Annotated in this window: 26 protein-coding genes and 1 riboswitch; of the genes, 17 read left to right on the top strand and 9 right to left on the bottom strand. The window is 67.6% G+C overall.

Annotated features, from left to right (window positions below):
* Window position 1: 1 nt before the first annotated feature.
* Window positions 2-592, top strand: a complete 591-nt coding sequence (locus tag APZ21_RS24955; protein WP_156371316.1) for a hypothetical protein — start codon at window positions 2-4, stop codon at window positions 590-592.
* A gap of 138 nt (window positions 593-730) precedes the next feature.
* Here APZ21_RS24955 and APZ21_RS24950 read toward each other — a convergent pair whose 3' ends face one another.
* Window positions 731-1,288: a hypothetical protein gene (locus APZ21_RS24950; protein ID WP_054815710.1), complete on the bottom strand. Its 558-nt coding sequence runs from the start codon at window positions 1,286-1,288 to the stop codon at window positions 731-733.
* Between the two features lie 300 nt (window positions 1,289-1,588).
* Between APZ21_RS24950 and APZ21_RS24945 the strand changes: the two genes are divergently transcribed.
* Complete coding sequence (locus tag APZ21_RS24945) at window positions 1,589-1,834, top strand: DUF3017 domain-containing protein (protein ID WP_054815733.1); 246 nt, start codon at window positions 1,589-1,591, stop codon at window positions 1,832-1,834.
* A gap of 3 nt (window positions 1,835-1,837) precedes the next feature.
* On the opposite strand, the gene metX is transcribed toward APZ21_RS24945, so the two are convergent.
* Entirely contained in the window at window positions 1,838-2,992 is a 1,155-nt protein-coding gene (metX, locus tag APZ21_RS24940) for a homoserine O-acetyltransferase MetX (protein ID WP_082393431.1), read from the bottom strand.
* Window positions 2,989-4,317, bottom strand: a complete 1,329-nt coding sequence (locus APZ21_RS24935; RefSeq protein WP_054815709.1) for a bifunctional o-acetylhomoserine/o-acetylserine sulfhydrylase — start codon at window positions 4,315-4,317, stop codon at window positions 2,989-2,991. The genes metX and APZ21_RS24935 overlap by 4 nt, the downstream gene beginning before the upstream one ends.
* A gap of 86 nt (window positions 4,318-4,403) precedes the next feature.
* A riboswitch (SAM riboswitch) is annotated at window positions 4,404-4,514 on the bottom strand.
* 603 nt (window positions 4,515-5,117) lie between these two features.
* On the opposite strand from APZ21_RS24935, the gene APZ21_RS24930 reads away from it, so the two are divergent.
* Entirely contained in the window at window positions 5,118-6,335 is a 1,218-nt protein-coding gene (locus APZ21_RS24930; RefSeq protein WP_054815708.1) for an NADP-dependent isocitrate dehydrogenase, read from the top strand.
* A 128-nt stretch (window positions 6,336-6,463) separates the two neighbouring features.
* Here the strand turns inward: APZ21_RS24930 and APZ21_RS36490 are convergent, their stop codons facing one another.
* Window positions 6,464-6,850, bottom strand: a complete 387-nt coding sequence (locus APZ21_RS36490) for a hypothetical protein (RefSeq protein ID WP_054815707.1) — start codon at window positions 6,848-6,850, stop codon at window positions 6,464-6,466.
* Window positions 6,851-6,984: 134 nt separating this feature from the next.
* Here APZ21_RS36490 and APZ21_RS24920 point away from each other — a divergent pair, with 134 nt between their 5' ends.
* The 3 genes from APZ21_RS24920 (at window position 6,985) to APZ21_RS24910 (ending at window position 10,384) form a co-directional block, all read left to right on the top strand.
* Window positions 6,985-7,623, top strand: a complete 639-nt coding sequence (locus tag APZ21_RS24920; RefSeq protein WP_054815706.1) for a TetR/AcrR family transcriptional regulator — start codon at window positions 6,985-6,987, stop codon at window positions 7,621-7,623.
* Window positions 7,624-7,792: 169 nt separating this feature from the next.
* Window positions 7,793-8,998, top strand: coding sequence for a lipid-transfer protein (locus tag APZ21_RS24915; RefSeq protein WP_054815705.1), 1,206 nt, complete (start codon window positions 7,793-7,795; stop codon window positions 8,996-8,998).
* Window positions 8,999-9,136: 138 nt separating this feature from the next.
* Entirely contained in the window at window positions 9,137-10,384 is a 1,248-nt protein-coding gene (locus APZ21_RS24910; protein WP_054815704.1) for an acyl-CoA dehydrogenase family protein, read from the top strand.
* A gap of 40 nt (window positions 10,385-10,424) precedes the next feature.
* On the opposite strand, the gene APZ21_RS24905 is transcribed toward APZ21_RS24910, so the two are convergent.
* On the bottom strand, window positions 10,425-11,405 hold the full coding sequence (locus APZ21_RS24905; protein ID WP_082393439.1) for an alpha/beta fold hydrolase: 981 nt from the start codon (window positions 11,403-11,405) through the stop codon (window positions 10,425-10,427).
* 69 nt (window positions 11,406-11,474) lie between these two features.
* On the opposite strand from APZ21_RS24905, the gene APZ21_RS24900 reads away from it, so the two are divergent.
* From APZ21_RS24900 to APZ21_RS24890, 3 genes are read left to right on the top strand one after another with little or no spacing between them, the layout of a single operon-like run.
* Window positions 11,475-12,263 (top strand): exodeoxyribonuclease III, encoded by a 789-nt coding sequence (locus APZ21_RS24900; protein ID WP_054815703.1) that lies wholly within the window; start codon window positions 11,475-11,477, stop codon window positions 12,261-12,263.
* Complete coding sequence (locus APZ21_RS24895; RefSeq protein WP_054815702.1) at window positions 12,260-12,736, top strand: guanyl-specific ribonuclease; 477 nt, start codon at window positions 12,260-12,262, stop codon at window positions 12,734-12,736. The genes APZ21_RS24900 and APZ21_RS24895 overlap by 4 nt, the downstream gene beginning before the upstream one ends.
* On the top strand, window positions 12,736-13,239 hold the full coding sequence (locus APZ21_RS24890; RefSeq protein WP_054815701.1) for a barstar family protein: 504 nt from the start codon (window positions 12,736-12,738) through the stop codon (window positions 13,237-13,239). The genes APZ21_RS24895 and APZ21_RS24890 overlap by 1 nt, the downstream gene beginning before the upstream one ends.
* 10 nt (window positions 13,240-13,249) lie before the next feature.
* Here APZ21_RS24890 and APZ21_RS24885 read toward each other — a convergent pair whose 3' ends face one another.
* Window positions 13,250-13,879: a TetR/AcrR family transcriptional regulator gene (locus tag APZ21_RS24885; RefSeq protein WP_054815700.1), complete on the bottom strand. Its 630-nt coding sequence runs from the start codon at window positions 13,877-13,879 to the stop codon at window positions 13,250-13,252.
* A 98-nt stretch (window positions 13,880-13,977) separates the two neighbouring features.
* Between APZ21_RS24885 and APZ21_RS24880 the strand changes: the two genes are divergently transcribed.
* Genes APZ21_RS24880 through yhjD form a run of 3 tightly spaced genes read left to right on the top strand, consistent with a single transcriptional unit; the run spans window position 13,978 to window position 17,077 of the window.
* A complete protein-coding gene (locus APZ21_RS24880) occupies window positions 13,978-14,910 on the top strand; it encodes an oxygenase MpaB family protein (protein ID WP_054815699.1) in 933 nt (310 codons plus the stop codon).
* A 22-nt stretch (window positions 14,911-14,932) separates the two neighbouring features.
* Window positions 14,933-15,964, top strand: a complete 1,032-nt coding sequence (trpS, locus tag APZ21_RS24875) for a tryptophan--tRNA ligase (RefSeq protein ID WP_054815698.1) — start codon at window positions 14,933-14,935, stop codon at window positions 15,962-15,964.
* Window positions 15,965-16,003: 39 nt separating this feature from the next.
* Complete coding sequence (gene yhjD / locus APZ21_RS24870) at window positions 16,004-17,077, top strand: inner membrane protein YhjD (RefSeq protein ID WP_054815697.1); 1,074 nt, start codon at window positions 16,004-16,006, stop codon at window positions 17,075-17,077.
* A 57-nt stretch (window positions 17,078-17,134) separates the two neighbouring features.
* Here the strand turns inward: yhjD and APZ21_RS24865 are convergent, their stop codons facing one another.
* Window positions 17,135-18,448, bottom strand: a complete 1,314-nt coding sequence (locus tag APZ21_RS24865; protein WP_054815696.1) for a D-alanyl-D-alanine carboxypeptidase family protein — start codon at window positions 18,446-18,448, stop codon at window positions 17,135-17,137.
* Between the two features lie 135 nt (window positions 18,449-18,583).
* Between APZ21_RS24865 and APZ21_RS24860 the strand changes: the two genes are divergently transcribed.
* From APZ21_RS24860 to APZ21_RS24840, 5 genes are all read left to right on the top strand, one after another.
* Window positions 18,584-20,110 carry a DHA2 family efflux MFS transporter permease subunit gene (locus APZ21_RS24860; protein ID WP_054815695.1) on the top strand — a complete coding sequence of 509 codons (1,527 nt, stop codon included), beginning with the start codon at window positions 18,584-18,586 and terminating at the stop codon, window positions 20,108-20,110.
* The gene (locus tag APZ21_RS24855; protein WP_054815694.1) at window positions 20,100-20,726 is read left to right on the top strand and encodes an acyl-CoA-like ligand-binding transcription factor; all 627 of its coding nucleotides are present in this window, start codon (window positions 20,100-20,102) and stop codon (window positions 20,724-20,726) included. The genes APZ21_RS24860 and APZ21_RS24855 overlap by 11 nt, the downstream gene beginning before the upstream one ends.
* A 333-nt stretch (window positions 20,727-21,059) precedes the next feature.
* The gene (locus APZ21_RS24850; protein WP_054815730.1) at window positions 21,060-21,263 is read left to right on the top strand and encodes a type II toxin-antitoxin system VapB family antitoxin; all 204 of its coding nucleotides are present in this window, start codon (window positions 21,060-21,062) and stop codon (window positions 21,261-21,263) included.
* 58 nt (window positions 21,264-21,321) lie between these two features.
* On the top strand, window positions 21,322-22,131 hold the full coding sequence (locus tag APZ21_RS24845; RefSeq protein ID WP_239476802.1) for a JAB domain-containing protein: 810 nt from the start codon (window positions 21,322-21,324) through the stop codon (window positions 22,129-22,131).
* The gene (locus APZ21_RS24840; protein WP_082393430.1) at window positions 22,128-23,036 is read left to right on the top strand and encodes an alpha/beta fold hydrolase; all 909 of its coding nucleotides are present in this window, start codon (window positions 22,128-22,130) and stop codon (window positions 23,034-23,036) included. Before APZ21_RS24845 ends, APZ21_RS24840 begins: the two co-directional genes overlap by 4 nt.
* A 54-nt stretch (window positions 23,037-23,090) precedes the next feature.
* Here APZ21_RS24840 and APZ21_RS24835 read toward each other — a convergent pair whose 3' ends face one another.
* Complete coding sequence (locus tag APZ21_RS24835; RefSeq protein ID WP_054815692.1) at window positions 23,091-23,864, bottom strand: succinate dehydrogenase iron-sulfur subunit; 774 nt, start codon at window positions 23,862-23,864, stop codon at window positions 23,091-23,093.
* The gene (sdhA, locus tag APZ21_RS24830) at window positions 23,864-25,633 is read right to left on the bottom strand and encodes a succinate dehydrogenase flavoprotein subunit (protein WP_054815691.1); all 1,770 of its coding nucleotides are present in this window, start codon (window positions 25,631-25,633) and stop codon (window positions 23,864-23,866) included. The genes APZ21_RS24835 and sdhA overlap by 1 nt, the downstream gene beginning before the upstream one ends.
* Window positions 25,634-25,646 lie beyond the last annotated feature (13 nt).

Here is a 25,646-nt window from a genome sequence, read left to right as displayed (position 1 = left end):
TATGGGCAACAATTGGCGACCGGTTCTCAACTCGGTGTTGTACATGTCACAGTTCGCATCCGAATTGGACAGGAGGGAAGCGGGCCGTGTTGCGGACAGTTTGGTTACGCGGCCGTTGGGTGATCTGAGCCGCGATGAGGAATACGAGGCGTTGGTTGCCGCGCTCGACTCGGGCGAAGAGCTAGATACCGTCGTGCGTGTCGCATTTTCCGAAGGTGATATTCGGAATTTTATCGGTTGGGTTATAGAGGAGATGGACGAATTGCGTCCTTGGCCGCCATTGCGGTTTCAGGAGATTCCCATCAGTAGATGGCCGGAGTTTGCCCGTCGACGGCCGATCGCAGTAATCTGGGAGCCTTGGCCTGCTATTCAGGCAAAGGTCGACAAGCTGTTCAAACATATCGACGGTGACCGTCAGGTGGTTCTGGTGCAGACGGTTTCAGGGTATGAGATCGCCTTGGTATGGCCAAGTCATGCAGGTCGGTCCGCTGTCGATGTGATTCCTCTCGACAGCCGGAACGACCCGGAGAAGATCATTCGGGAGATAGTCTACGGAACTGCCATCACTGCGGACGGCATCACGCAGATCTGATCTGAGATCGGCCTTATAGCCGCGGGCGCGGTCGTGGCCGATTGTCGTGTCAAGCCCGACCGGACGCGGGCAAAGCCCGAAGCGTCGTAGCCGGAAGCCGGGTGCGGGGATGAGGCGGTACGGCAGGGGACGGACGCTCTAGTTGTGACAGGTGTCGTTGTCGTTGTAGAGCAGCATCTGGGTGACCTTTGCGTCCGGCGCGCTCTGCTGGCGGATGCCGAGGAATCCGTAGTGGGCCGGTTGGCCCGGGACATCGGCCGAACTCCAGTTGTGGCCGAGTTTCAGCGTCGGGTAGGCGGCTCGCACCTGATCGGCGGTGGAGCCCGCGCCGATGCCCTCCGGTGTGCGGGCGGGCAGTTTGTTGTGCATGATCGCGACGATTTCGCCCTGTTTGTAGAACCCGCTCGCACCGGTCTTGGTGGTGTAGCGCCCGCATCCCGGCGGATCACCGCCCATGTCCTCGACCTGGGCGATCTCCCCGGTGGCCTGGGCGTCGAGCATGCTCATGCCGAGCCGTAACCTGCCGTAGCCGAGGGGGCCGAATTCCGGCGTCGGGTCCGCGACGGTGGTGGGAGCGACCGCCGACGCGACCGAACTCGGCGTCGCCGATCCCGCGACCGGATCGTCGGCGCATCCGGCGATGATGCCGACTCCGGTCACGAGAGCGACGATCGTGGCGGCACGTGCGATTCGCATGATCTTCCCCCGATTCGTCCCCGATGAACGCGTCCCGTCGAATCGACGGGACCCGAGCCAAGTCTGCTGCCCCACCCGTCCGCCGGTCAAGGCGGCGGGGCCGGTCTCGGCCGCCGATGCCGAGAACGATTGCGGGACAGAGACAATGCCGGTTCCGCGGCTGCCGGCTCACCTCGTCACCGAGACGCGACGGCCCCCGCGGCGGCCCATCATGCGACAATCACCCCCGTGAACGACGCCGAACCATCCACCGCGAGGCAGCACAGCGCATGGGCCCAATTCCTGCGCTGCCACCTGCCGATGGTTGTCGTGACACTGGTCATAGCGGCGGCGGTGGTCCTGGTGGCCTCCGACCGCTGGCGCCGCGGCGCACTCTTCTTCGGCGGCGCGACCCTGCTGGCGGCGGCGTTCCGGCTGTGCCTGCCCACGGCACGGGTGGGTCTGCTGGCCGTGCGCAGCAGGCCGTTCGACGTCGCGACGCTGACCCTGCTCGGCGCGGTCATCGTGACCTTGGCGGCCACCATCACCACGATCGGCGTCGGCTGAGCCTCAGCGGGATTCGCGGGCCAGTCGCATGGTCTCGAGCAGCAGCTTCGACACGGCCGCGGTTTCGGTGAGGAAGCCGTCGTGCCCGTCGCGCGAATGCACGACCTCGAGTCCGTCGCAGCCGGGCAGCGCCTCGGCCAGTTCGCGCTGGGTGTGGAGGGGGTAGAGGCGATCGGAGTCGACGCCGCCGACCACGCACGGCACGGGGGTGGACGCCAGCGCCGCCGCGATGCCACCGCGGACGCGGCCGACGTCGTGGCGGTTCATGGCCTCGGTGAGCAGGACATAGGTAGCGGGATCGAAACGGCTACAGAGCTTTTCGGCCTGATGGTCGAGGTAGCTCTGCACCGCGTATCGTCCCCCGCGCCACGGGTCCTCGCCGTCTTGCGCGTGGTTCTCGAAGCGGTGGTCGAGTTCGCCTTCGGTGCGGTAGGTGAGGTGGGCGATGCGCCGCGCGATACCCATACCGGCCATCGGGGCGCGGCCGGTGCCGTGGTAGTTGCCGCCCTGCCAATCGGGATCGGCCTTGATGGCGGCGATCTGGGTGGTCTGGGTGCCGATCTGGTCGGCGCTGGCGCGCGCGCCGACCGCGAGAACCAGTGCGGCGGCGACGCGTTCGGGTGCGCCGATCATCCATTCGAGCACCCGCATGCCGCCCATCGATCCGCCTACCACCGCGGCGAGGCGTTCGATGCCGAGCAGCCGGGTCAGCGTCATCTCCGCGGTGACCTGGTCGCGAATGGAGATCTCGGGAAACCGCGCACCCCAGGGCTTTCCGTCGGGGGCGGGGGAGGAGGGCCCGGTGCTGCCCATGCAGCCGCCGAGCACGTTGGTCGCGATCACGCACCATTCGTCGGTGTCGACCGCGGCGCCCGGACCGACCAGGCCGTCCCACCAGCCGGGCTGGGTGTGCCGGCCGCGGGCCGGGCCGACCACATGCGAATCCCCGGTCAGCGCGTGCTCGACGAGTACCACATTGTCCAGGGCGGGAGACAGTTCGCCCCAGCGCTGGACGGCGAGCCGCACGTCGGGGACGACGGCGCCGCTCTCCAGCGCGACGTCCCCGATGGCGATCACGCCGAACTGCCCGTCCGGCGGCGGCAGCAAGGCCGCACCTCTCGCCGGACGGTCGGTACTCGGCTCGGTGCTCACGCTCACGTCGTCGCCGCCGCGAACCCGGCTCGTAGATCGGCCAGGATGTCATCGATGCCCTCGATGCCGACGGCCAGGCGAACCAGTCCGGGCGTGACGCCCGCCGCCCGCTGTTCCTCCGGGGTCAGCTGGGAATGCGTGGTCGAGGCGGGATGGATCACCAGCGACCGCACGTCACCGATATTGGCGACATGGCTGTGCAGGGTGAGCGCGTCCACGAACTTCTTGCCCGCGTCGACGCCGCCGCGCAGTTCGAAGGCGACGATCGCGCCCGCGCCCTTCGGTGCGAGCTCCCGGGCGCGCGCATGCCACGGCGAGGTCGGCAGACCGGCGTAGTACACGGTGACCACCTCCTCGTGACCGGCGAGGAATTCGGCCACCGCCCGCGCGTTGGCAACGTGCCGCTCGACCCGCAGGCTCAAGGTTTCCAGACCCTGCGCGATGAGGAAGGCGTTGAACGGTGAGACCGCCGAACCGAGGTCGCGCAGCAACTGCACGCGCGCCTTGAGCGCGTACGCGGGTGCGCCGAGGTCGGCGAAGACCGCGCCGTGATAGCTCGGGTCGGGGATGGTGAAACCGGGGAACCTGGAATCGCCGTTGGCGTCGCGCACCGTCCAGTCGAAGGTGCCGCCGTCGACGATGACACCGGCGATGGCCGCGCCGTGTCCGCCGAGGTACTTGGTGGCCGAGTGCACGACGATGTCGGCGCCGTGCGCGAGTGGCTGGATGAGGTAGGGGGTGGCGACGGTGTTGTCCACGATCAGCGGAACCCCCGCCGCGTGCGCCACGTCCGCGATGCCGCGGATGTCGAAGATGGCGCTGCTCGGGTTGGCGATGGTCTCGCCGTAGAGGGCCTTGGTGTTGGGCCGGACGGCGGCGCGCCACTGATCGAGGTCGTCCGGGTCCTCGACGAAGGAGACCTCGATGCCGAGCTTGGGCAGCGTGTAGTGGAAGAGGTTGTAGGTGCCGCCGTAGAGGTGCGGGCTGGAGACGATGTGGTCACCGGCCGAGGCCAGGTTGAGGATCGCGAAGGTCTCCGCGGCCTGACCCGAGGAAAGCAGCAGCGCGGCCACCCCGCCCTCGAGCGCGGCGATGCGCTGCTCGACAACGTCCTGGGTGGGGTTCATGATCCGGGTGTAGATATTGCCCGGTTCGGCCAGGCCGAACAGCGCCGCCGCGTGGTCGGTGTCGCGGAAGGCGTAGGAGGTCGTCTGGTAGATCGGCAGCGCTCGCGCGCCGGTCGCCTCGTCGGGCGCCTGCCCCGCGTGCACCTGTTTGGTCTCGAAGGACCATTCGGTGGGATCGATAGGGGATGCGGTGGGGTCGCTCATATGTGCTCCAGATGGGTTGTTCGCCGGACTTGAGGGTTATCGCGAGACGGGCGACGGACAACAACACATTGCGGAATCCTCCTGAAACAGCGCGCTTGCTCCCGGCCTTCGGGAACCCGGTCATCACCCGGAGCACCCCACCGCAGCTGGAGGGTTGCCGTCCAGCGAGCCGGGGCTTGGCGCTGGCACTCATGACCTGAGGGACATGGTAGCTGGCGCCCGGTCAACGCCCGAATTCCGTACCGGAAATCACACCGTCGCGGCCGGGAGTTCGGGCGCGCAGCTGCGCCGGAACTCGGTGTAGGCGGTGATCACGGCGGTGCGGGCGGCCCGCGCCGCGGTCTCGGGGGTCGCCGTCGGCCATCACGCTCCGGGCGATCCGCTTTCCATGTCGTCGCCGGATCCTTCCTCGCCGTGACACCGATCATCGCTCGTGATCCGCGACCGGCCTGCGGCGCTGATCGAGGGGGCCGAGGCGGGGCGCCGTCACCGCTGTCCGGCGAACCGGGTCCGTGGGCCGGATGCCGGTGCGCGGACCTGTCGGCGTGCCGATCGTCACCTCTAATCTACTTATGGGTAACAAATCTCGGCCGATACTCGGTACGCTGCGAGGTTACGCACAGTGGCACCTCCCCGCGCGGAGCGGACGGGACCAGCAGTACGCTTGTCTTGTTTGCACCACACGTCCCGCCGACAACGCGGGACATATACGTTGTCTGTTGGAACAGCTGGGGTCCGCTCACAAGCGTGTTCGCCTGGCCGTGCAATGAGGGCACCATCCTAGGAGGACACGAAGATCCATGTCCAAGATCAAGGTTGAAGGCACCGTCGTAGAACTCGACGGCGACGAGATGACCAGGATCATCTGGCAGTTCATCAAGGACAAGCTGATCCACCCGTATCTCGACGTGAACCTCGAGTACTACGACCTCGGCATCGAATACCGCGACAAGACGGATGACCAGGTCACGATCGACGCCGCCAACGCGATCAAAGAGCACGGCGTCGGCGTCAAGTGCGCGACGATCACCCCGGATGAGGCCCGAGTCGAGGAATTCGGCCTGAAGAAGATGTGGCGCTCTCCCAACGGCACCATCCGCAACATCCTCGGCGGCACGATCTTCCGCGCGCCGATCATCATCTCCAACGTTCCGCGTCTGGTCCCCGGCTGGACCAAGCCGATCATCATCGGCCGTCACGCCTTCGGCGACCAGTACCGCGCCACCGACTTCAAGGTGTTCCAGGGCGGCACCGTCACCCTCACCTTCACCCCCGACGACGGCAGCGAGCCGATCGTGCACGAGGTGGTGAAGATGCCCGAGGACGGCGGCGTCGTGCTCGGCATGTACAACTTCCGCAAGTCCATCGAGGACTTCGCTCGCGCGTCGTTCAATTACGGTCTCGCGCAGAACTACCCGGTCTACATGTCGACCAAGAACACCATCCTGAAGGCCTACGACGGCATGTTCAAGGACACCTTCCAGGAGATCTTCGACGCCGAGTTCAAGACCCAGTTCGACGCGGCCGGGCTCACCTACGAGCACCGCCTCATCGACGACATGGTCGCCTCCTCCATGAAGTGGGAGGGCGGCTACGTCTGGGCCTGCAAGAACTACGACGGCGACGTCCAGTCCGACACCGTGGCTCAGGGCTTCGGTTCGCTCGGCCTGATGACCTCGGTGCTGCTCACCCCGGACGGCAGGACCTGTGAGGCCGAGGCCGCGCACGGCACCGTCACCCGGCACTACCGCCAGCACCAGCAGGGCAAGCCGACCTCGACCAACCCGATCGCGTCGATCTTCGCCTGGACCCGCGGCCTCGAGCACCGCGGCAAGCTGGACAACACCCCCGAGGTCATCGGCTTCGCGCAGACCCTCGAGGATGTCGTCATCAAGACCGTCGAGGGCGGTCAGATGACCAAGGACCTCGCGCTGCTCGTCGGCGGCGACCAGGGCTATCTCACCACCGAGGAATTCCTCGGCGCGCTCGACGAGAATCTGGCCCGCGCGCTGCGCTGAGCCGCCGGGGGTTGGCCGCGCGGCCCATCCCCGCCTCCGGCGCTGGGCCATCCCAGCGCCGGACTGATTCGGGCGCGTCCGCTCGCCGAGCCGCTATGGACTCGGTCACGGGACCGGCCCGATTCGTCTCAGGCCGCCGCCGCCCCGTCCGCGGCGACCTCGGCCACGCGGGACGCCGCGCCGAGGCTGTTGCCGCGGTTATGCTGGGGTCGAGCGCCGCCAACGTCGTCGGCGTTCCCGTAGCGACCTGGCTCGGACGGCACGACGCCCACGCGGTAGTCGCCTTGATCGCCGGCCCCCGGCTCGCGTTTCGTTCCCGAACTCACCGAATCACCCCCCGCGCCGAACTCGGCGCGCTGCGCCGCCCGCAGGGGCTGCCCACTCGCGGTCGAAACCGTCGACTTCGACGGCATGTCGACCGGCCACTCGCCGCGACGCTCGATGATGCCGCCTGAACATGGCGCGTGGGTGGTCTCGTCATCGCGGCGGGCTCGGGCACGCCGCGTCCGCGCCATCGGCGCGCGGTGCTCGGTCTGAGACTGTTCGCGATCACGGTGTCGAGCAGCGCCGGTCGGGCCGTTCGTGCACGGGACTCGTCACCATCCGGTCATGAACATGCACATCTGTATGTAAGTGTAGAATCCTGCGGATGACCGGGACCGAGTCCGTCAGGCCGCGTCGGCGCACCCAGGAGCAGCGCAGCAGTGAGATGCGAACGCGACTGCTCGACGCCACGATCGACTGTCTGGTGGAGTACGGCTACGCCGGGACCACCACGCCGCGAGTCGCCGAGCGCGCGGGCGTGACCCGCGGCGCCCAGGTCCATCATTTCGGATCCAAGGCCGATCTCGTGGTGGCCGCGGTCAGTCATCTGGCCCAGCGCCGGGCCGAGACCGCCATGCGCGAGATGGATCGGGTGGTCGTCGGGGTCGATCCGGTCGACGCGGCGCTCGACTTCCTGTGGGAACTGCATCAGGGCCCGATGTTCGTCGCGACGGTCGAGCTGTGGGTGGCCGGGCGCACCGATCCGGTGCTGGCCTCGGCGATGGAGAAGGTCGAACCGTTCGTGAACAACGCGGTGCTGATGGCGGTGGCCCGGTTCGTTCCCGACGAGATGCGCCGCAAGGAGGCGCGCGATTTCATCTACACCGCGATGGACGCGCTGCGCGGCATCCTCGTCTCGAATTTCATCGAGGCCGACGCCGAGCGCGCCCATCGTCGCTGGCGGCGCGCCTGCGCGCATCTGCGCGCCATCGTGCACGACGCCAGGGCGCGCCGGGCCGACTGATCCTGTTCGTCGAACCGCGTTCGAGCTCATTCCGTTGCGGACCATCGCCCCGGGTGCGTGCGCCACCTATTGCGTAGTTACATACAGATTTGTATGTTTGTGTTCGGTCCGGTGAGGATCGCCCCAGCGTTCGCACGGGGCGCGCGGACGGTCAATCCGAGGGAGTTCGATGACGAACAAGGTCTACGTAATCGGCGTCGGCATGACGAAGTTCGAGAAGCCCGGACGGCGCAAGAACGAGGACGGCAGTGCCTGGGACTATCCCGACATGGCACGCGAATCGGGTACCAAGGCGCTCGCGGACGCGGGCATCGAGTACCACGAGATCGAACAGGCATACGTCGGCTACGTCTACGGCGAGTCCACCTCGGGTCAGCGCGCGGTCTACGAACTCGGCATGACCGGCATTCCCGTCGTCAACGTGAACAACAACTGCTCCACCGGCTCCACGGCGCTCTATCTCGCGGCTCAGGCCATCCGCGGCGGTCTGGCCGACTGCACCCTGGCGCTCGGTTTCGAGAAGATGCAGCCCGGCTCGCTCGGGTCCACCTGGGACGATCGCGAACAGCCCATGGCCAAGCACATCATGGCGCTGGCCGAGATCTCCGAGGCGGCCTTCCCGCCCGCGCCGTGGATGTTCGGGGCCGCGGGCCGCGAGCACATGAAGCAGTACGGAACCACCGCCGAACACTTCGCCAAGATCGGCCACAAGAACCACAAACATTCGGTCGACAATCCGTATTCGCAGTTCCAGGACGAATACAGTCTCGACGACATCCTCGCCGCGCGGATGATCTACGACCCGCTCACCAAATTGCAGTGCTCACCGACCTCCGACGGCTCCGGCGCGGTGGTATTGGCGAGCGCGGACTTCGTGGACCGGCACGATCTGTCCTCGCGGGCGGTGGAGATCGTCGGCCAGGCCATGACCACCGACTTCCGGTCTTCCTTCGACGGCACCGCCAAGAATCTCATCGGCTACGACATGAACGTCCAGGCCGCCCGGCGGGTCTACGATCAATCGGGACTCGGGCCGGACGACTTCCAGGTCATCGAGCTGCACGACTGCTTCTCCGCCAACGAACTGCTGCTCTACGAAGCCCTTGGATTGTGCGGTCCGGGCGAGGCGGGCAGCCTGATCGACGCGGGGGCCACCACCTACGGCGGCGCGTGGGTCGTCAACCCCTCCGGCGGACTCATCTCCAAGGGTCATCCGCTCGGCGCCACCGGACTCGCGCAATGCGCCGAACTCACCTGGCAGCTGCGCGGCGCGGCCGACAAACGCCAGGTCGAGGGGGTGACCGCGGGCCTACAGCACAATATCGGGCTCGGCGGAGCGGCCGTTGTCACCGCCTACCAGCGCGCCGAGCGCTGACCGGCGGCAGGAATCACCGTGGGACATGTCGAAGCCGAGGGGCCGTGGCTCATCGATGACATCGCCGCGCGGCTGCCGTGAGCTCACCCATCCCAAGACACGGCCGGCGGCCGATACCGCCGAGGTAGGAGAACACCGATGTTCGAATGGTCCGAAACCGACCTGATGGTCCGCGACGCCGTGCGCGCCTTCATCGACAAGGAGGTCCGGCCGAACCTCGACGACCTCGACAGCGGTGCGATCCCGCCGTATCCGATCATACGGAAACTGTTCGCGCAGTTCGGTATCGACGCGATGTCCGAGGCGGCGGTGCAGAAGGCGCTTGCGCGCGAGGAAGCCGCGGCCGCCGGTGACACCCCCGCGGAATCGGAGAAGTCCGACGACGGTGGCGGATTCGGCGCGCAGGACTCCATGATGGCCGTGGTCATCGGCGAATTGTCCGGCGTCTGCATGGGTTTGGTCAGCGCGATGGGCGTGTCCATCGGACTCGGCGCGTCCACCATCCGCTCGCGCGGCACCCTCGCCCAGAAACAGCGCTGGCTCGCCGACATCGCGACCATGCGCAAGGTCGCCTCCTGGGCCATCACCGAACCCGACTCCGGTTCCGACGCCTTCGGCGGCATGAAGACCTACGTCAGACGCGACGGTGAGGACTACATCCTCAACGGCCGGAAGACCTTCATCACCAACGGCCCGTACGCCGACGTGGTGATCGTCTACGCCAAGCTCGATGAGGGCGACGGCGTCGACAAGCGCGAACGCAAGGTGCTCACCTTCGTCCTCGACAAGGGGATGGAGGGCTTCACCCAGGGCAAGCCGTTCAAGAAGATGGGCCTGCACTCCTCGCCCACCGGTGAACTGTTCTTCGACAATGTCCGCCTCGGTCGGGACCGACTGCTCGGCGAGACCGAGGAACACCGAGGCGGCGACGGACGCGACAGCGCCCGCACCAGTTTCACCGCCGAGCGGATCGGCGTCGGCTTCATGGCGCTCGGCATCATCGAGGAATGCCGCAGGCTCTGCGTGGACTACGCGCGCAGCCGCACGCTGTGGGGTCAGGAGATCGGTCGCTTCCAGCTGATCCAGTTGAAGCTGGCACGGATGGAGATCGCCCGGATCAATGTGCGCAACATGGTCTTCAGCGTGCTCGAGCGCGGGCGCGCGGGAAAGCCGCCGACTCTGGCGGAGGCGTCGGCGATCAAGCTGTACGCCTCCGAGGCCGCCACCGAGGTCGCCATGGAAGCGGTGCAGTTGTTCGGCGGCAACGGCTATATGACCGAATACCGCGTGGAGCAACTGGCCCGCGACGCCAAGTCGCTCATGATCTACGCGGGCAGCAACGAGATCCAGGTGACCCACATCGCCAAGGGGCTGCTGGCTCGGTGAGCCATGCGATCCGGGCGCCGTGCGGCGCCCGGATCCGGGTTCAGACCGCGCGCAGCCGCGTGCGGCTGGCGTACATGTGTTCGGCGATGAGGGTCGCTATGCGGTCCGGCGCCTCGAGCATGGGCACGTGACCCACCCCGTTCATGAGGATGCGATCCGCCGATTCGGGCAGTTCCCGCAGGAAGCGGCGGGCATAGGTGCGATTGGGGATGACCCGGTCGTATTCGGCCAGCAGCAGCCGCACCGGCGTGGTGAGGGTGGACATGTCCGCCATCGCGGGTCCGCGCAACCCGCCGAGCACGATGGGAAGCAACACCTCGCAGCGCAGTGCCGATGCGATGGCGGCCGCGAGATCACGCCGCGGTGCGGTGGCCGCGTTCTTGCTAAGCCACAGTGCGGCGAAGCGCTGGGTCATCATATTGCCGATCGCGAAATCACCCATGCGCCTGCCGATTTCGAGTAGCGGCAAAAGCGAGAGGAATTTCAGGCCGACCCGTGCCTGCGCGATCGACGGGGTGCTCCAGCCGCCCGCGGGCGCGATGAGGGTAAGGGTGCGCGCCCGGCCGCGGCGAGCCAGTTCGATACCGAGCCAGCCGCCGAGCGAATTGCCCGCGATATGGCAGGTGTGCCAGCCGAGCGCGTCGAGTTGGGCCTCGACACGGTCGGCCAGCGTCCCGATGTCGGTCGACCAGCCGTCGGACACGCGGCTGCCCCAGTGACCCGCCAGCGCGGGCGCGAAGACCTCGCACTGGGTGGCCAGGCGATTGGCGGTCTGCTCCCAGCTGTGCGGCGAGAGCAGGAATCCGTGCAGCAGCAGCAGCGGATCACCCGACCCGATATGCAGCGCCTCGACGGGTTTCGGGCGGATATCGGGTGCGGGCGCCCGACGCCGTGCGGGTGCCTGTTTCGCCCGTGTCCGAGCGGCGGAACCGCCCTCGGCGGTGGATTTCTTCTTGACCGGAGACTTCGAAGCGGCCGCGCGCGCGGCGGGGACCCTGGGCTTGGAGGTGTCGGACGTCATCGTCTTCACCCCTTCCTGGACGTGGTGTCCGGGGTCGGGTAGGTCTGACCAGCATTGTACGGTCCATAGGTGGCCAATATCATCTCTACGGTGAACGTGAACGGCGTTCGAGCCGCTACGGGCAAGGTCGGTAAGGGGATGCTCGAGTGGCTGGCCGTCACGGAGGCCGACATCATCTGCATCCAGGAGACCAGGGCGACCGAGGCGCAGACCCGCGCCGCACTCGCCCCCGCGCTCGACGCAGGCTGGTATCTGTCGCATGCCGAACCCGCGCTCAAGGGGCGGGCGGGCGTCGGCATCCTCTCCCGGCGTGAGCCGACCGCCGTACGGGTCGGATTCGGCAGTGCGGAATTCGATGGCGTCGGCCGTTTCATCGAGGCCGATTTCGACGAGGTGACCGTCGCCAGTGTGTATGTGCACACCGGTGAGGCCGGCACTCCTATCCAGGACGAGAAGTACCGCTTTCTCGGCGAATTGGGCGATCACCTGAAGTCGCGGGCACGGGATTTCGTGATCTGTGGCGACTGGAATGTCGCGCACACCGAACTCGACATCAAGAACTGGAAAGGCAACGTGAAGAACGCGGGATTCCTGCCGGGCGAACGCGCTTGGGTGGACGACATCCTGGCCGCGGGATACGTGGATACAGTGCGTGCGCTGCATCCCGGTGTGCCCGGTCCCTACAGTTGGTGGTCCTATCGCGGACGCGCCTACGACAACGATGCCGGGTGGCGCATCGATTACCAGTTGGCGCGTGGCGATATCGCCGGACGGGCCAAGCAGGCTGTTGTCGAGCGTGCCGCGACCTACGCCCTGCGCTGGTCGGATCACGCACCGGTGACGGTGCAGTACCGATGAGCCGCGAGATGAGGCCGATGCGCCTGTCCGCCCTACTCGCGGCGATCGTCGTCATTTTGTCGGCGGTGCTCGCCGGGTGCGGCGGCGATATGGGATCGGGAGGGGGTGCCGCGAGTGCCACCGCCGCCGTCCAGGCGAGTGCGTCCGCGCGCTCGGCCGCCGTTGCGGTCGATGCGCCGATCCACGCGCCGGGCGTGCCCGATCGGGCCTACGCCACTTTGGTCGAGATCGACGCGGGCCGCTGGCCGGATTCCGCCAATGCCCCTGGCACCAAGGGCGGGGAGCAATGGCACAACCGCGGCGGCGATCTGCCCCGCACCGATACCGGCGGCCGGGCGATCAGCTATCGGGAATGGGATGTCAATCCCAAGCAGCCCAACCGGTCCCGCGACGCCGAACGCATTGTCACCGGTAGTGACGGCTCGGCCTGGTACACCGGTGACCACTACACGACCTTCACGAGGATGCGCTGATGTCGAAGTCGGTTCCGCTGTCGCAGTTCCTGGCCCGACCGACCGCCCTCGGCGCGGCCCCGATGGTCGCGGCGGTGTCGCGATCGGCCGGACCCTCGCTCGGCGCGCTGGCGGTGGACGCGGCGGAGCTGAGCAGTGTGCGCCATCGCGTGCCCGCCGGCTATCGGGTACGCGAGCTGCGGGCCGAGAAAATGCGCGGCGTCGGTGGTGTTTTCGACGAGTTCGCCGCGGCGTTCCAATTCCCGTACTACTTCGGGGAGAACAAGGACGCCTTCGACGAATGCCTGCGCGATCTGGACGATTTCCTCGGCGCGGCACCCGGATACGTTGCCGTGGTGCGCAATTCCTCGGCGTTGCTGGCCGATGAACCGCGCGAACGTGACTGGTTCGCCGGCGCCATGCGCGACTGCGCCGACTACTGGGCCAAGCGGCAGGTCGCCTTCCGCGTGGTCTTCCAGGGCGAGCCGCCCTCGGCGCGCGTCGCCACGCTCGCGCTGGACTGACGCGCGGCGGTCAGCGCCTGCCGCGGGCCAGATCCTCGCCGAGCAGCACGAACACGTCGGTGGTTTGGTCGATCAGTTCCTCGCGGGTCATGGTCAGGTCGCCCTGGATCCAGCCGGTGAGGGTGTGGATCAGGCCGCCGACGAGGTAGGTGGCCCGGAAATCGATGATCGGGTCGTCGGCCTCGATACCGTAGAAGCCGATGCCCTCGTGGGCGACCAGTCGGGCGAATACGCGCACGGTTTGGATGGTGCGCGCGCGCAATTCGGGGGTGGCGAGTCCGTCGATGAACGATGCCTTGGCCTTACGCGGGTCGTCGGTGAGCAGAAGCACGCCCGCGGCGATGGCGGCGTGCGCCTTGGCGCGCGAGTCGGCGGGCGCGGTGCGTAGGGCGTCGGCGATGGCCGCCGCCATCTCCGCGGCGATCCGGTCGATCACCCCTCTCAGCACGGCTTCGCGGCTGTCGAAACTCTCGTAGTAGTAGCGCTCGTTCAGCCCGGCCTGAGCGCACAGCCCGGAGACGGTGAGTTTGGCGAATCCCTGGGTGCCGATGATCTCCAGTGCGGCGTCGAGCAGGGCCGTGCGGCGCTGTGCGCGACGCTCGTCCGCGGAGACCCCGCCGTATGTCCGCTGCGCTGTCACCCGTCGATTCTGACACGCCGCAGAATTCGGCAGCGGGTATTGCCAGAATCGAGAATCTGGAGGATTCTATTGCCAGATGCGCTCGACGAGGAGGATCCATGTCCGATCACGGTTATTTCGCCGACAACTCGATGGTGCGGCGGGTGATGAGCAAACGAGCGGTCGGCCTCACCTATGGTCAGCGCGCATTGGTGATCGGCGCGGTGAACCCGCTGCTGTATGTGGGCACGGCCGAGAACACCGAACACAGGGCCACCCCCTACACCCGGCTCGCCATCACCGGCAAACTGTTCGAGGCGGTCTTTCTCGGCACCAAGGCCGAAGCCGATCGCGCGCTGGCCTTCACCGGCAAGAAGCACGCCCGGGTCTCGGGCGCTCTGCCCGAGGACGCCGGATCGTGCCATCCCGCGGGCACCGGCTACTCCGCCCTCGACCCGCACCTGATGTTCATGACGATGGCCTTCACCTTCGATTCGGCCGAGGTGATGCACGACCTGCTCGTGCGAACCCTGACCGACGGCGAACGCGAAGGGCTCTACCAGGACTACGTGCGCTGGGGCGAACTGTTCGGCATGCCCGCCGACGCCGCGCCCGCGAACTACCCGGCATTCCGTCGCTACTTCGACGACTACCTCGCCTCCGAGGACCTGTTCCTCACCGACGAGGCTCGTCTGGTCGGGTCCTATCTCGCCGGCCTGCGCGTGCCCTACCGGCAGCGGATGCCCTTGCGGCAGGTGGGCTCCGCCTACTATCTGCTGGTGCAGGGTTCGCTGCCACCGCGCATCAAGCAGATGTACGGCATGCGCTGGAACGCCGCCGACCAGGTCGCCTTCCGCGCGCTGGCCCAGGCCGTGCGCGGCGCGCACATCACCCCGCCGCTGGTGCGCCCGCCGCTGCGCGACACCCTGGTCGGGCCGAGCGCACCGCTCTACACCCTCATCTCCCGACGCGAACAGGAGCTCGCGCGCACCGGGCGGCCGAGTATGCCCGGCGTCGGAACGGCCACCCGGGCGGCCCGGAATTCGGCTTGAGCGGCATGGAAAGATCGGGGGTATGTCCAGTCCCGCGCAAGCCCCGGTAGCGGAACGCAAGCAGCGTGTGCTGTCCGGGATCCAGCCAACCAGCGAATCGTTCCATCTCGGCAACTATCTCGGCGCGCTGCAGTACTGGGTGACGATGCAGGACGATTACGACGCGCTGTACTTCATCCCCGATATGCACGCGATCACCGTGCCGCAGGACCCGAAGCAGTTGCGCGCGCGCACCAAGGCGGCGGCCGCGCAACTGCTCGCGCTCGGTATCGACCCGAAGCGCTCGACGCTGTTCGTGCAGAGTCAGGTACCCGAACACGCCGAACTCGCGTGGGTGCTCAGCTGTATCACCGGATTCGGCGAGGCGAGCCGGATGACGCAGTTCAAGGACAAGTCGGTCAAGCAGGGCGCCGACAACGCGACCGTCGGCCTGTTCACCTATCCGGTGCTCATGGCCGCCGACATCCTGCTCTACCGTCCGCATCAGGTGCCGGTGGGCGAGGATCAGCGCCAGCACCTCGAGTTGACCCGAAATCTGGCCCAGCGCTTCAACACCCGCTTCAAGAAGACCTTCGTGGTGCCGGAGGCCCATATCGTCAAGGGCACCGCCAAGATCTACGATCTGCAAGATCCGACGGCGAAGATGTCCAAGTCGGCCTCCACCGACGCGGGCCTGATCAACCTGCTCGACGATCCGAAGGTGACGGCCAAGAAGATTCGCTCCGCGGTCACCGACACCGAACGTGAGATTCGTTACGACCCGGAGGCGAAACCCGGCGTCAGCAACCTGTTGGTGATTCTCGGTTCGATCACGGGCACCCCGATCGTCGCATTGGAACGCGATTATGCGGGTAAGGGCTATGGTGACCTGAAATCCGACGTGGCCGACGCTCTGGTGGAGTTCGTCACGCCGCTGCGGACGAAGGTGCAAGAGTATCTGGCGGATCAGGGCGAACTCGATCGTGTCCTCTCGAGCGGAGCGGAGCGGGCGCGCGAGATCGCGGGCAACACCCTCGCGCAGGTCTACGACCGAGTGGGCTTCTTGACTCGGTGACGCGGCGCCTGCGGGGTCTCGGTCGAAGGGGCTGGACAGGTGCAGGTGATCGACGACATCAAGGCCGGGGTCGAGCGGCGGGTGCGGGCGCGACCGTGGCTCGACCATCTGATCCGGGCGGGCGGACGTTATCAGCGCCGGCGCGGTGACCATTACGCGGCGGGTATCACCTATTTCACGGTGCTGTCGCTGTTTCCGCTGCTGATGGTGGGTTTCGCGGTGGCCGGGTTCGTTCTGAACAGCCATGCGGATCTACTCGTGGAGATGCAGCAGAAGATCGTCGAGAACATCCCGGGATCGCTGGGCGACCAGATCAACGATCTGATCGACCAGGCCATCGCGTCGCGCGGCACGGTCGGGGTGCTGGGTCTGCTCGGTGCGGCATACGCCGGACTCGGGTGGATGGCGAATCTGCGCGCCGCGCTGACCGAACAGTGGGATCAGCAGACCCAGGAACCGAATTGGCTGCTCGGCAAGCTTTCCGATCTCGGCGCGCTGGTCGGCCTCGGACTCGCCTTCGTGGTGTCGTTCGGCCTGTCGGCCCTCGGGTCGAGCACCCTGGGCTCCCGGGTGCTGCGCGCGCTCGGCATGGGCGAACTCCCGGTCGCGCGCGTGCTGCTCGCGATCGTCTCCATCGTGCTCGCGGTGCTGGCGAGCTGGGCCGTATTCGCCTGGATCATCGCGCGATTGCCGCGCGAACCCGTCACCTTGAAGAGTGCCGCCAAGGCGGCGCTGCTCGCCGCGGTGGCCTTTGAACTGTTCAAGATCGTGGCGACGATCTACCTGCGGATCGTCCTGCGCAGCCCCGCGGGTGCGACGTTCGGATCGATCATCGGCCTGATGGTCTTCAGCTACATCACCTATCGCATTCTGCTGTTCGCGACCGCTTGGGCCGCCACCGCCTCGGACAACCAGCGCGAGGAACAGATCCCGGCGCCGCCCCCCGCCCTCATCCGCCCCCGCGTGGTCTCGCGTGCCGTTCCCGCCATCGCACCTCTCTACTTCGGCGCCGGCGCACTCGCCGCCCTCGTCCTCACCCGATTCCGCCGCGGCCCACGGGTCGCCGGGGCGTCCAGGAAAGCCGCGGCCGCAACCGAATTCGGCGGGCCGTGACGGTGGCGCGGGCGCGAGTGCCGAATCAGGCGTGCCGACAGACGTGCAGGCCTGCGGTCAGCGTCTGCGGGGGCGGTTGGCTGCTCGGGCGCCGAGGAGCAGGGCAAGGACCAGGATCACGCCGCCTGCCGCCAAGGCGGTTCTGAGGGCCGGGCGGTGTTCTTCGGTGGGAGGTTCGGCCTGCTGGACGGTGTCGTCCACGCGGACGACGCCGGTGGGCGGGGCGGCGAGGGTGGCGGAGTTCTTGTCCGAGCGCTGGACGGCCGAGGGAAGGAACCCGACCTGTGCGCCGCTGGGCAGGGCGAAGCCGTAGTCGAGCAGGCGGGCGGCCTGCTCCCACGGGCGAATGGGTCGCACGTCCGCCTTGAGCAGGGCGACGACGAGACGGCGGCCGTTGCGCTGGGCCGCGGCGACGAAGGTCTGGCGGGCGTCGTCGGTGAATCCGGTCTTGCCGCCGAGCGCGCCCTCGTAGTTGTAGAGCAGTTGGTTGTCGTTGGCGATGGGGAAGCCGGGGTGGTCGACGTCGTCCGGGACGTTCGGGTCCTTCGGGAAGCCCGGGAAATCGACTTGTTCGGTGCGGATGAGTTCGGCGAACAGCGGGATGGTCATGGCCTCGCGGAACAGCACCGACAGGTCGTAGGCCGAGGTACTCATGCCCGGACCGTCGAGGCCGGAGGGGCTGGCGGCGCGAGTGTCCAAGGCGCGCAACGATTTCGCGGTCTCGTTCATCTTCGCCACGGTCGCCTCGTCGCCGCCGAGCTGCGCCGCGATGGCGTGGGCGGCGTCATTGCCCGAGGCCATGATGAGTGCCTGCATGAGCTGGCGATTGGTGTAGCGGCCGCCGGGGCCGATCCCGACCCTTGTGCCGTCCGCATCGGCGTCGGCCTGGGTGCCGGTCACCGTCTTGTTCAGGTCGAGGCTGCGCAGCGCGACGGTGGCGAGCAGCACCTTGATCGTGCTCGCGGGGCGGTAGCGGCCGTGCGGGTCCTTGGCGGCCAGCACCTCGCCGGTGTCGAGGTCGGAGACCATCCAGGCCGTTGCCGAGATCTCCTCGGGGGCGGGCGGTGCGTCGGTGGGTAGCACCACGCCGCATTCGGCCATGCGTGTCCCGCCGACCACGGGTGACGGCACGGCCAGCGGTGTCGGTGTCACCGCGCCGGGCGCGGGCACCTCGGACAGATCGATCGGCGCGGGCGGCTGATTCTTCTGCGGACAGCCGTCGGTGTTCGGCGTGGTGAACGGTGTGGTCGTGGTGCTGCTCGGCGGTGCCGCCACGGACGGCGCGGCGGACAAACCGCCGGTCACTGCCGCGGTGACCAGCGTGGCCGTCAGAATGCGCACGGCGGTGCGGCGAAGGTCCCGGATTGTCATCGGCGTCGAGCCTATCGGGCAGGTCGGCGAGTGCGGCCACGGCGAGGCGAGGTCGGGGCGATCGCACATATTGACATCTACGACTAAATGACAGTTAATATCAAAATCTAGTAACTGCCATTTATGGGAGCCGATATGAAGACGGAAGTCACCCGTCGCTGGCTGGCGCTTGGCGCCCTCGCGCTGGCCATGCTCACCATCGGGTTGGACATCACGGTCCTGACCGTCGCGTTGCCGACGCTGGCCGTCGACCTGAACGCGGACACCGGCGCACTCCAGTGGTTCAGCAGCGCCTATACGCTCGCGCTGGCCGCGTTGATGCTGCCCGCGGGCGCCGCCGGAGATCGCTTCGGGCGCAAGAAGATCCTGCTCGCCGCGCTGATCCTGTTCGGTGCGGCCTCATTGGCCTGCGCCTTCGCCGCCACCGCGGGCCAACTCATCGCCGCGCGTGTCGTACTCGGCGTCGCGGCGGCGGCCATGATGCCGCTGTCGATGGCGGTGCTGCCGGTCCTGTTCACCGATCCCGCCGAACGCGCGCGGGCCATGTCGATCTGGGTGACCTCGACCGCGCTCGGTCTGCCGCTGGGGCCGATTCTCGGCGGCTGGCTGATCGATCACTTCTGGTGGGGGTCGGTCTTCTTGATCAATGTGCCGATGGTCGTGATCGGCGGGCTCGCGGTCGCCCTGCTGGTACCGGAATCGAGGAACGCGGAACGGCGTCCGTCCGATCCGCTCGGCACCGTGCTGTCGATCCTCGGAATGCTCGGTCTCACCTACGGATTCATCCGTCTGGGGGCCGAGGGCTGGGGCGACGGCCCGGCCTGGGCGATACAGGCCGCGGGTATCGCGGTGCTGGTGGTCTTCCTGCTCTGGCAGCGCCGCGCCGAATTCCCGCTCATCGACCTGTCGCTGTTCCGGGCGCGAGGATTCCGCTGGGGCACGGTCTTCACGGTGCTCATCACCTTCGGCATGTTCGGCCTGTTCTTCACGGTGCCGCAGTACTACCAGGCGATCTTCGACGTCGACGCGCTCGGCAGCGGGCTGCGGCTGCTGCCGCTCATCGCCGGACTCATGGTCGGCGCGCGACTGTGCGACCGGCTGCTGCCCGTTCTCGGCCCGGGACCGATGGTGACCGCGGGCATGGCGATTCTCGCGCTCGGACTCGGTCTCGGCGCGCTCACCGCGGTCGACACCCCGTACTGGTACGTGGCGTGCTGGATCGCGCTCACCGGCGCGGGCATGGGTGTGGCCTTGCCGGTCGGCATGTCGGTGGCCATCGACGATCTGGAGGTGGACCGCGCGGGGATGGGCTCGGCCATGGTGCAGGCGCTGCGGCAGGCGGCGGGCACCATCGCGGTGGCGCTGCTCGGCACCGTCCTGGCGACCGTGTACCGCGCCGAACTCGGCGACCTGGACGTCGAACCGATCCGCGACAGCGTGAATTCCGGTGTGGCGGTGGCGAAGGCGGGCGGCGACCCGCAGACGCTGGCGCAGGTGCAGTCCGCGTTCGTCAGCGGGATGGACGCAATGTTGTGGGTGTGCGCCGGAATCTGCGCACTGGCGGTGCCCCTCGCCATCCTGGTGCTGCCGCGTGGAAAGAAATCCGTACCGCAAGCGCCCGACGTCGTCGGTGATGCGCCAGAATCGACATATGTCGGTTGATGATCCCGTCGACGGGAACGCCGCGCAGGCACCGCAGCAAATACCGGGCCTGCGCGAGCGGAAAAAGGAGCGGACCCGCCGCACAATACGCAGCGAGGCGTTCCGGCTGTTCCGTGAACAGGGCTACGCCGAAACCACCATCGAACAGATCGCCGAGGCCGCCGAGGTGTCGCCGAGCACGTTCTTCCGCTATTTCCCCACCAAGGAACAGGTGGTGCTGACCGACGACCTCGACCCGATCATGATCGAGGCTTTGCGGCGGGAATCACCCGACGTGCCGCCGCTGACCGCTTTCCGCAATGCGATGGCGACGGTATTCACGAGCCTGTCCGCCGAGGAGATCGCCTTCGAACAGGAACGCGAGGCGCTGCTGTTCCACGTGCCGGATCTGCGCGCCGCGGTGGCTTTGCAGATCGAGCGCAGTATCGATTTGATCTCGGAATTGCTGGCCGATCATGTCGGCCGCGACAAGGCCGATTTCGAAGTGAGGGTCGCGGCAGGCGCGATGGCGGGGGCGGTCATGGCGATATCGAAGATGGTTCCGATCAACGCCGACAATCTCACCCGGGCGATGGAATTCCTGGAAGCGGGACTGCCGCTGCGGCACGAGGGCTGACCTCGTGCCGCGCGGTCAGCCCTCGTGCCGCGCGCGCCGGTGTCTCGTCGTCCGAGGCCGCGAATCACGTCCTCGATCTGTCCGATCGAGTCAGCGCAGTACAGCGACGGTCGGTACCGGGTGATGTCGTCGCCCGCGGTGCCAATCGCCGTCACGTCGAGCGGGCGAAGTTCGGCCCGCGGAATTCGTCGAGCTCCCCGTAGGAGGAGCGCAGACCGGCTCCGTGGCAACGGATCTCACCGTGCTCGCGCACCACGCCGAAAAGAATGCCTACGATTTGCCACCCGAATCGGCCCGCATGGCGCAAGATGACGAATGTACGAAGGAGGACGCATGAAATCCGTGCGGATCGATCTCGATCAGCGGTTGCTCGACGCCGCCGCGAACATCATGGGCACATCCGACAGCGCGACCACCGTCAACGAGGCGCTACGCCGGATCGTGGTGCACGAGCGCCAGTGGCGTCATCTCGAACGTCTGGCCGCGGGCGCGTTGACCGCGCTGCCGGTTCCGGGGACCGTCACCGTCGACGGGTAGCCGCGGGTCGACTCCTCCGCGGCGATCCGCCGTCGGCGATCTGTCGGTGGCCGATGGCATGATCACGCCCATCAACGCATTCGAGGGGGGACTGCGCATGTCGGTACCGATCGCGAAGCTGCCGTCCGGCCAGCGGCCGCGTGAGCGCCTGCTCGCCCTCGGCCCGCAGGTGCTCAGCGATCCTGAATTGCTGGCGCTGCTGCTCGGGCAGGGCAGACCGGGGGCCAGCGCCCTCGACATGGCCGCCGAACTGCTCGCCGAACACGGCGGAATCGCCGGATTGGCCGCGGCGCGCCCCGAGGAGCTGGCCCGCCGCAGCGGGGTGGGCCATGCCAAGGCCGCCGCCATCGCCGCCGCCTTCCAACTCGGCAACCGGGTGCGGCGTTGCCGCGACGACGCGCCGCGGCTGCGGTGCGCGAGCGAGGTGGCCGCCGTCGTCGCGCCGTTGTTCGCGGGTGTACGGGTGGAGCGTCTGCTCGTGCTGATTTGCGACGCGCAGCACCGCCTGCGGCAGACGGTGTTCGTCGCCGAGGGCGCCGTCGACCGGGTGGCCGTCCCGGTCCGCGAGATCCTCAACACCGTACTGCGTCACGACGGCCGCGCCTTCGCGCTCGCCCACAACCACCCCTCCGGCGATCCGGCGCCGAGTACGGAGGATCGGCACGCCTCCGCGGTGGTTGCCGCCGCCGCGCACACCGTCGGCCTGCGCTTCCTCGACCACGTGGTGCTCGCGGGCGAGCGCTGGGCCGTCGCCGAACCGCTGCGCCGCGATGACCGCGACGATTCGGCGCGCCCCGGTGGCGCCTCGCCGCGTTCGTCGTGTTCGGATGGGCGCGTGGGCGTCCATGCGATGAAAGGTGGCCGATGACGGTGAACGAGGCCGACGAATCCGGCATTCCACCGGTAGGGGAGCGCGTTCGGGTCGCCGGACGGCACCTGTACCTGTACCGGGCGGGTGCGGGCGCGCCCGCGGTGGTGTTCCTGCCCGGCGCGGGCGGGGTCGGACTGGATTTCCTGAACGTCCACCGCGCGGTCGCCGAATTCACCACCGCGGTGCTCTACGACCGCGGCGGTACCGGCTGGAGTGACCGGGTCGACCTGCCACGCACCGCCAGCGAGGTCGCCACCGAACTGCACTCGTTGCTCGAAGCCGCGGCGATTCCCGGCCCCTACCTGCTTGTCGCACACGATCTCGGCGGCGCCTACGCGCGTCGCTTCGCGCAGTTGTTTCCCGAGGCCACCGCGGGCTTGGTCGGTCTCGACCCCTTCCATGAGGACTGGGACGCTCACATGCCCGCCGATCTGCACCTGGACCAGACCCCGACCGTGACCCCGGGCCGTTTCCAGACCACCCTGTTGCGCGTCCTGTCGCGCCCGTTCTACCGCGCGATGTTCGCCGACTGGCCACCCGGGATCCGCAAGCCGCTGGTCGAGGGGCATGTCGGGCGCGCGTGGATGGTCGCCGGAGCCCGGGAACGACGCAATCTCGCCGCCGTTCGCGACGAACTGAAGGCGGGCACGCCCTTCCCGGACGTTCCCGTCACGGTCCTCGCGGCGGCGGGCGTCGATTCCGGTCAACGCCGCGGCCTGACGAAGACCATGCGCGCCGAACTCGTCGAGGCCAAGAACGCTCTCTACTCGGCCATGACCGGTGCGGTCACGGTGGGCGAATACCGCGCACTACCGCAAGCCCGCCACAGCACCCTGCACCTGGACGCGTCCGACGCCGTGGTCGAGGCCGTCCGTGCTGTGCATCGCCGCGTCACTTCGTGAAAGACGAAGGCCGCCTTCGTCTTTCGACGGAGGCGGCCTTCGGGATCGGTCGGGTCAGCGGGCGAACAGGAGGGCTCGCTTGACCTCCTGAATGGCCTTGGTGACCTCGATGCCACGGGGGCAAGCGTCGGTGCAGTTGAACGTGGTGCGGCAACGCCACACACCCTCGACATCGTTGAGGATATCGAGGCGCTCGCGGGCACCCTCGTCCCGGCTGTCGAAGATGAAGCGGTGCGCGTTCACGATCGCGGCCGGGCCGAAGTAGCTGCCGTCGGTCCAGTACACGGGGCAGGACGTGGTGCAGCAGGCGCACAGGATGCACTTGGTGGTGTCGTCGAACCGGGCGCGATCGGCCTGCGACTGGATCCGCTCGCGGGTGGGCTCGTTACCCGAGGTGATCAGGTACGGCTTCACGGCGCGGAACGCGTCGAAGAACGGCTCCATGTCCACCACGAGATCCTTCTCCACGGGCAGGCCGCGGATGGGTTCGACGGTGACGGTGATGCTCTTGCCGCTCGCGGGCAGCATGTCCTTCATCAGCAGTTTGCAGGCCAGCCGGTTGACGCCGTTGATGCGCATGGCGTCGGAACCGCAGACCCCGTGCGCACAGGAGCGCCGGAAGGTCAGCGTGCCGTCCAGATAGGACTTGATGTAGATCAGCACGTTCAGGAACCGGTCGGTCGGCAGGACCGGCACCTGGAACGAATCCCAGTGCGCGCCCTTCTCGTCCTCCGGATTGAACCGCGCGACCTTGACGGTGATCATCACCGAACCATCGGGCACCGGCGCGGGCTTCTGCTCGACGGGCGTTTCGGCAACAGAGGTCATCAGTACTTACGCTCCATCGGCTCGTATCGGGTCTGCACCACCGGCTTGAAGTCGAGGCGGATCTCGGACAACAGATCCGACCCCTGCTTGTAGGCCATCGTGTGCCGCATGAAGTTGACGTCGTCGCGATCCGGGTAGTCCTCGCGGGCGTGTCCGCCGCGCGATTCCTTGCGGTTGAGCGCGCCGACCACGGTGACCTCGGCCAGCTCGAGCAGGAAGCCGAGCTCGACCGCCTCGAGCAGATCGCTGTTGTAGCGCTTGCCCTTGTCGTGCACGGTGATTCGCGTGTAGCGCTCCTTGAGCGCGTGGATGTCGGTGAGCGCCTGCTTCAGGGTGTCCTCGGTGCGGAACACGGCGGCGTTCATGTCCATCGTGTACTGCAATTCGGTCCTGATGTCGGCGACCCGCTCGTTGCCGTTGTCGGACAGGATCCGCGCCAGCCACTCCTGCACCATCGTCGCGGGCTGTTCGGGCATGTCCACGAATTCGGTGCGCTGGGCGTATTCCGCGGCGGCGATGCCGGACCGGCGGCCGAAGACGTTGATGTCGAGCAGTGAGTTGGTGCCGAGGCGGTTCGAGCCGTGCACCGACACGCACGCGCATTCGCCCGCGGCGTAGAGGCCGGGGACGATATCGCTGTTGTTGCGCAGCACTTCGCCGCGGATGCGGGTCGGGATGCCGCCCATGACGTAGTGGCAGGTCGGCATGACCGGCACCGGCTCCTTCACCGGGTCGACGCCCAGATAGGTGCGGGAGAACTCGGTGATGTCGGGCAGCTTCTCCTCGAGCACATCCTCGCCGAGGTGGGTCACGTCGATGTAGACGTAGTCCTTGTTCGGTCCCGCGCCGCGGCCCTCGAGCACCTCGAGCACCATCGAGCGGGCGACGATGTCGCGCGGTGCGAGGTCCTTGATGGTGGGGGCGTAGCGCTCCATGAACCGCTCGCCGGAGGCGTTGCGCAGGATGCCGCCCTCGCCGCGGACCGCCTCGGAGATGAGGATGCCGAGTCCGGCCAGGCCCGTGGGATGGAACTGGTGGAATTCCATGTCCTCGAGCGGCAGACCCTTGCGGAACACGATCGCCATACCGTCACCGGTCAGCGTGTGCGCGTTAGAGGTGGTCTTGTACATGCGACCGGATCCGCCGGTGGCGAAGATGATCGCCTTGGCGTGGAAGACGTGCAGTTCGCCGGTCGCCAGTTCGTAGGCGACCACCCCGGTGGCGACCGGTCCGCGATCGGTATCGGTCAGCACGAGGTCGAGCACGTAGAACTCGTTGAAGAACTCCACGTCGTGCTTGACGCAGTTCTGGTACAGCGTCTGCAAGATCATGTGACCGGTGCGGTCGGCGGCGTAACAGGCGCGGCGGACCGGGGCCTTGCCGTGATCGCGGGTGTGTCCGCCGAAGCGGCGCTGGTCGATCCGGCCCTCGGGGGTCCGGTTGAACGGCAGACCCATCTTCTCCAGGTCGAGCACGGCATCGATGGCCTCCTTGGCCATGATCTCCGCGGCATCCTGGTCGACGAGGTAGTCGCCGCCCTTGACGGTGTCGAAGGTGTGCCACTCCCAGTTGTCTTCTTCGACGTTCGCCAGGGCCGCGCACATGCCGCCCTGCGCCGCGCCGGTGTGGCTGCGAGTGGGGTACAGCTTGGTGAGAACGGCCGTCCTGACGCGCGGGCCCGCCTCGATCGCCGCACGCATGCCTGCGCCGCCCGCGCCGACGATCACGACGTCGTAGCGATGCTCCTGTACGCGGGAATCAACACTCATGTGAGGTGGCCTG

This window comes from Nocardia arizonensis, from assembly GCF_001310275.1.
Lineage (GTDB): Bacteria > Actinomycetota > Actinomycetes > Mycobacteriales > Mycobacteriaceae > Nocardia > Nocardia arizonensis.
Note: the sequence above shows the minus strand (reverse complement) of the source record. Positions and strands in the feature narration are given on the sequence as shown.